Consider the following 6,728-nt stretch of genomic DNA (forward strand, 5'->3'; position numbering starts at 1 on the left):
CGGCCTTGGATTTAGTGATCCGATTCATTTTGCATCAGCTATACTGGCACTTCTTATAGTTGTATTTATTGTTAAGAACATATTCCTCTTTTTCCTTAACAAGGTACAGCTCCGCTTTGTATATACCAATCAGTTCTCGACTTCACAGAGGATGATGGTCAATTTTATAAATCGCCCTTATGAGTATTATCTTAATGCAGATACTGCAGTCATTCAGAGAATGATCACCTCTGACGTTATCAACATGTATGGACTTATTCTTAATGTGCTGCAGCTTATAAGTGAAGCTATCGTATTTGTATGTCTTGTTGTTATACTTTTCGTACAGGATGCAGCAATGACCGCATTTATAGCATCAATACTTGTAGTAACACTTCTTGTTATCAAGTATTTCATAAAGCCTGTTATGAAGAGGTCAGGTGAAGAGAATCAGAACTTCTATAGCGGCCTTTTCAAGTGGATATCAGAATCTGTAATGGGTATCAAAGAGATCAAGATAGCATCCAAAGAAGGCTACTTTATAGATGAATATTCCAAGTGCGGAGACGGATATGTTAAGGCTGTTCAGAGGTACAACCTCTTTACTGCAACTCCAAGACTTCTTATAGAGACTGTATCTATATGCGGTATGATCGGATATATTCTTATAGTCATGATGTCAGGAACATCAATGGTAGACCTTGTTCCAAGACTTACTGTCCTTGCAATGGCTGCAAGCAGACTTCTTCCAAGTGCTAACCGTATCAATAACTATCAGACATCAATCGCTTATTTTGAGCCCTTTATAGACAACGTATACAATAATCTTCAAAACGAGATTCATGATACAAGCATAAAATATGATCCTACTGCATATGCAAGATCAAGAGATGCTGTGAAGATGCCTGTTAAGAACCTTATAGAGCTCAAGAATATCAAATACAAATATCCTAATTCTGATAACTATGTCTTAGATGGTGCCGAGATGACCATACCTGTAGGTAAATCAGTTGGTATCGTCGGATCATCAGGAGCAGGTAAGACTACTATTGTCGATGTAATGCTCGGCCTTCTTAATATAGAATCAGGTGACGTACTTGCAGACGGAGTTAATACAAGAGATAACTATCAGGGCTGGCTCAAGAATATAGGCTATATTCCACAGACAATCTTCATGATAGATTCTACTATAAGAAAAAATGTTGCTTTTGGTATTAAGGATGAAGATATAGATGATGCCAAGGTATGGCAGGCTTTAAAGGAAGCAAGCCTTGATGAATATGTAAGAAGCCTTCCGGAAGGGCTTGATACCACAATAGGTGAAAGAGGTATCAGACTTTCAGGCGGACAGCGTCAGAGAATCGGTATAGCAAGAGCCTTGTTTGAAGATCCTGAAGTACTGGTACTTGATGAAGCTACATCTGCTCTTGACGGAGAGACAGAAAAGGCGATCATGGATTCAATCAATTCGCTTCATGGACGTAAGACGCTTATCATCATTGCACACAGACTTCAGACTATTGAGAAGTGCGATATGGTATACAGAATTGAAGGCGGTAAGGCTGTTAGGGAGCGCTGATACAAGAATCAGGCGAAAGACTTATAGATTCTAAGATTAAAGCTTGGGGGATATTGGCAGTTTCTAAACTGATCAAAATGGAGACAATTATGGAGTACAAAAAGAGGCAGGCGAATTTTGAAATACTAAGAGTTATAGCTATAGTTATGGTTTTGATACTTCATTATCTAAGCCAGACAGGTAGCCTTTTGGAGATAGGATATGCGCCAACAGCCAGACAGATAACGGGCCAGTTCATAGAGTCCTTCTGCGTGGTAGCTGTTAACGTGTGGATCCTTATAAGCGGATACTTTCTTTCAAAGTCAGCCTTTAAGCTTACAAGAATACTGCAGCTTCTTGCAGAAGTATATTTTTATACACTTCTTGTCACTATCGTAATGCAGATGGTTGATACGGTAAATGTAGCTGAAACTGACAGGATATATAAGACAACTCAGTATCTTTTTCCAATATCATCTGAGCATTATTCCTTTGCAACAGCATATATCCTTTTATATGTGATAGCACCTGTCCTTAATAAGGGCGTACAGTACATGACAAGAAAGCAGATCAAGTACACCATCATAGGACTTCTTATATGGTTCTGTATCATCAAGAGCATTATCCCTGTTAATTTCCCGACAGATATGTACGGCTACAACCTTGACTGGTATATATGCCTCTATCTTATAGCTGCTTATATCAGGAAATACAACGTAAGGATACTTACTGGCTTTGGTACGAGCGCACTTTTATTTATCATTTCAGGCCTCGGCAATTTTGTAGTATCTGTTGTTTTCCATCATATAAATCTTTCTACTGGAAGATTCAACTATTATGCTACAGTTCCTGCGCATTATAATTTCATTCTGTGTCTCACAGGAGCGCTTGGACTCTTCTCCATGTTCAGATATATGAAAGCAGGAGAGAGTTCTTTTACCAAAGTAATGAGAGTACTTGCTCCATTTAGCTTTGGTGTATACCTTCTTCATGAGCATATTGAAGTCAGAGACAGATGGGTTACCTGGCTTTCAGGGCTCAGCGTTATAGGTGCTATTCCGGAAAGCGTAGGCGGAATGCTATTTCATATGCTTAAGTGCGTAGTGGTCCTTTTTGCCTGCTGCGTATTTGTAGACTTTATACGATTCCAGATATTTGAGTTTGTTCAAAGAATCTGCGCCGGCACAAAGCTTTCAAAATGGCTTAGGAAGATAGATGGTGAGCTGGCAGTGGATAAGGAAAGAACGGGATTGGTGCATGAATAAGAAATCTTCTTTTAAAAAGATCGGATCATTTTTTATACTCTATACAATAATATATCTGGCAATCACGGCTCTTATATATTATTACTTTGATTCACAGAATAAGAGCATGGTATATCATTATGATGGCTGGTATCAGCATATCCGTGCTCTTACCTATTATTCTCAGTGGCTAAGGGATAGTATAAAGAGTATCTTTCAGGGGCAGGGACTTAAGACCTGGACTTTCGGCATAGGATACGGAGCCGATGTTATTACAACTTTATCGTATTACTGTATAGGTGACCCGCTTACACTTTTGTCCGTATTCTTCTCAAGAGGCAATATCATATACCTGTATCACTTTCTTCTTCTTTTAAGGCCTTTTCTTGGAGGAATCTTCTTTGCAATGTACTGCTATTACAGGGCAGTTCATGACAGATGGGGACTTAGATATTCCGGACATTTAGATTCTGATAAGGCAGATGGTATCAGCCTTTTTGTACTTCTTGGTGCAGCTATAGCATATGACTTTAGCGAAGTGACCTTATATCTTGGCCGCTGGCACCCATACTTTATCATACCGCTTGTAATCTTCCCACTTATCCTTCTTGGAATTGAGAAGATATTATGTGAAAAGAGACCCTGGCTTTATATATTTGCAGTATTTGTAGGAGGTATCAGTAACTTCTATTTCTTCTACATGATGATGATATTTACTGCGCTATATATCATCGTAAGAGGTCTTAAGTATTTTAAAGCTTCTGATGAAGTTAAGAATAATGGCACAGGTGCTGCATTATTATCAAGTCTAAAAAATTATATTTTTGGTATACTTCCATTTGCAGTTTATACAATTCTTGGAATAGGACTTGCTGCAATAATATTCCTTCCAATAGTTATATCTTTTATTCAGAATCCAAGGTCAGGACTTGATTTTGCGGTATATACATTATATGAACCAAGATATTATGTAAGACTATTAAGGAATCTTATAACTTTTGTAGATCATCCTCTATATGATACGCAGGTAGGTCTTGCTTCTCCTGTCATAGCGTCGGTTATTCTTTTATTCTGTGTAAAGGGACATAAGAGACTTAAATTCGTAACGATACTTACAGCACTTGGTCTTATAATACCTGTTTGCGGATGGGGACTTAACGGATTCTCCTATATGATCAACAGATGGACCTTTGCAGTTATCATAGTAGCTTGCTATATACTTGTTGTTCTTTTTGAAGAACTTGTAAATCTGTCTGTAATAAGGGCAGCTGTATTTACAGCTTTATGCTTTGGATATGCGTTCCTTATGAAAGGGCTTCACCTTCTTAATGGAGAGGATATAAATCCAAGAGATAATGCAAGATGGTCTGTTAATATTCTTCTTATATTTGCACTCCTTGTCTTTGCGAATTCTCTTATCAGAAAACTGATTGAAACAAAAGCAAGTAATGCCAAATTTGAAGATACAAAAGCAAGTAATGCTAAAGCTGCTGATACAGAAGTAAGTAATGCTAAAGCTGGTGATACAGAAGTAAGCAATGCCAAAACTGTTGATACTAAAGGCATTAATACAAAAGATTCAGCTAAAGTATCTTCAGACAGAATAAATTCAAATGTCAGAACCTTTAGCAGGATCATAGCAGGTATAGCCACAATGATACTTGTGGTCTCATCTGTATGCGTTAATATCTACTACGGATATGATGCTGAAAAGGGTAACTTTTCTTCAGACTTCATGGACAAGATGAATGCTGAGGAATATGAAAAGCAGATAATGGATGATGAAGTACTTGCAGTAGAGAAGGCAGCAAGCCTTGATGATGCAAGTGACTCCCTGTACAGATACTCTGGATATGATCTTGTCTGGAATGGTGGAATCCTTGACGGAGTATCATCTACAGACTTTTATTTCAGCCTTGCAAATGGTAACATTTCAAATTTCCTGACACTTCTTGGTGTCAAGGAACAGTTTACTTTCGGTTATCAGGGCCTTGATGAGAGATTCATACTCAATACTCTTGCCAACGTGAGATATTATACGATCTCAGCTTATAATGAGGCTCATACTCAGTTTGTACCATTTGGATTTTCGGAGAGAACAGATGTACCTGAGGGAGAGGAACCCTGGACTACAGTTACTAACTACAAGGTATTTGAAAATGTTCTTCCCTTATCTGCAGGAATGAATTATAAAGGTTATATTTCAGAATCTGATTTTATGAATGCAAGCCTTGCTCAGAGACAGGAAATGATAGCTCAGGGAGTTGTTGTATCAGATGAGGATGCGGAAAAGCTTGCTAGTTACGGATATGAATCACAGGACCTTGAATATACAGAAATAGATATTCCGTATACTATAAGCGTAAGCGATGGAGTTACAGTAACAGACAGCGGCTTTGAAAGTACTGTAGATGGAGGAACTGTTACCTTTAATTTCCAGGGAATGCCTAATTGCGAGACATATCTATGCATTGATAACCTTGTTTGCAGCGATGATGAGAATGCTAGATTCCTTCTTACCTTTGATGGCTATTATGAATCTGATGCTCAGGGAGAGCCTTATATTAACAAGACCTTGATGTATCAGACTCCGCTTAGTCAGTTCTACAGTAACTGGCATGACTTTATTATAAATATGGGAATGCGGGCTGATGCTACGTATTCAATTAAGCTTACACTGCCTCTTGATGGCACATATTCTTTTGACAATATAAGTATTGTATGTCAGCCTATGGATATGGCAGCAGCCGAGATGATGGAGCATCTGTCTGAACCTATGACAGATACAGATCTTAACCTTAGCTCAGAGTCATATGCAACTAATACCGTAACAGGAAAAGTTGATCTGACCCATGATAGTCTCATCCTTTTAAGTATTCCATATACAAATGGATGGACAGCGTATGTTGATGGAGTAAAGACAGACCTTGTTCAGGCTGACATAATGTATATGGTAGTGCCGGTATCTTCAGGTGAGCATACTATCGAGCTTAAGTATCATACACCAGGACTTACTTTGGGACTTATCATAAGCCTTTTATCACTGCTTATAATATTGGTATACTATTTCTATACACATAAGAAGACAGTTAAAAATTAGGATTGGCAGGTTATATGAGCGTATTTGGATTTCTTAAAAAGAAATTTAAAAAATTTCAGAACATATCGGAACTTATAATATTTCCGGTCTTACTTGTGCTGTATCCATTTGTTGCAATAAATCAGGGAATTGATATAAGCGATGTGACATATAGTCTTGGCAATTACCAGTATTTTGACCTTATGGATATGGACTGGAAGCTTTCCATATTCATTCCTAGCCTTGTGGGGCATCTTCTTACCTTTCTTCCCGGGGCAGGTACAATGCTTGGTATGAAGATATATACTACATTATTTGTAGTAGCAATTGCTTTAATAGTCTATTATGCTTTAAAGACTGTAATACCTGGCTGGATGATCTTTATAGGTGAATGGATCGCTATAAGTCTTAGTTGGTGTCCATATGTGATCCTATATAATTATATGACCTACCTTTTTATGACACTTGGTCTTCTTTTCCTTCTTGGCGGTATTATGACCTATGAAGGACGAAAGCAGAATATACTTTTGTTCTTTGCTGGCCTTATGCTTGGAGCTAATGTTCTTGTAAGACTTCCAAATGTACTTGAGGCATCATTTATTCTGATCCTTTGGTTTGCAGGATTTCTTAATAAGGATAAAGCTGGTAACACAGTACGTAAGACTCTTATATGTATCCTTGGATATGTTACAGGAGTGTTGGTGCCACTTATAATTGCAGTTTCCATGTACGGAATAGATGCATACTTGTCAATGCTTAGCTGGCTTTCAGCAGTATCGGGAGATTCCGGTAATTCACACAGCATGGCTTTTACAACACTTCTTACACTTGGCGCTTATAAGACAACTCTTATAGAGATGGCAGTTAT

4 protein-coding genes are annotated in these 6,728 nt (G+C 38.0%); all 4 read left to right on the forward strand.

Annotated features, from left to right (window positions below):
- Window positions 1–1,558: ABC transporter ATP-binding protein (locus tag K6G87_RS09000; RefSeq protein ID WP_296836101.1), on the forward strand; the 1,558-nt coding region annotated here is incomplete at its 5' end.
- 89 nt (window positions 1,559–1,647) lie between these two features.
- Window positions 1,648–2,802 (forward strand): acyltransferase, encoded by a 1,155-nt coding sequence (locus K6G87_RS09005; RefSeq protein ID WP_296836104.1) that lies wholly within the window; start codon window positions 1,648–1,650, stop codon window positions 2,800–2,802.
- Window positions 2,795–5,881, forward strand: coding sequence for a YfhO family protein (locus K6G87_RS09010; RefSeq protein ID WP_296836106.1), 3,087 nt, complete (start codon window positions 2,795–2,797; stop codon window positions 5,879–5,881). The genes K6G87_RS09005 and K6G87_RS09010 overlap by 8 nt, the downstream gene beginning before the upstream one ends.
- Window positions 5,882–5,895: 14 nt before the next feature.
- The coding region (locus K6G87_RS09015; protein ID WP_296836109.1) for a hypothetical protein at window positions 5,896–6,728 on the forward strand (833 nt) is incomplete at its 3' end.

It is taken from the genome of Butyrivibrio sp., from assembly GCF_024699075.1.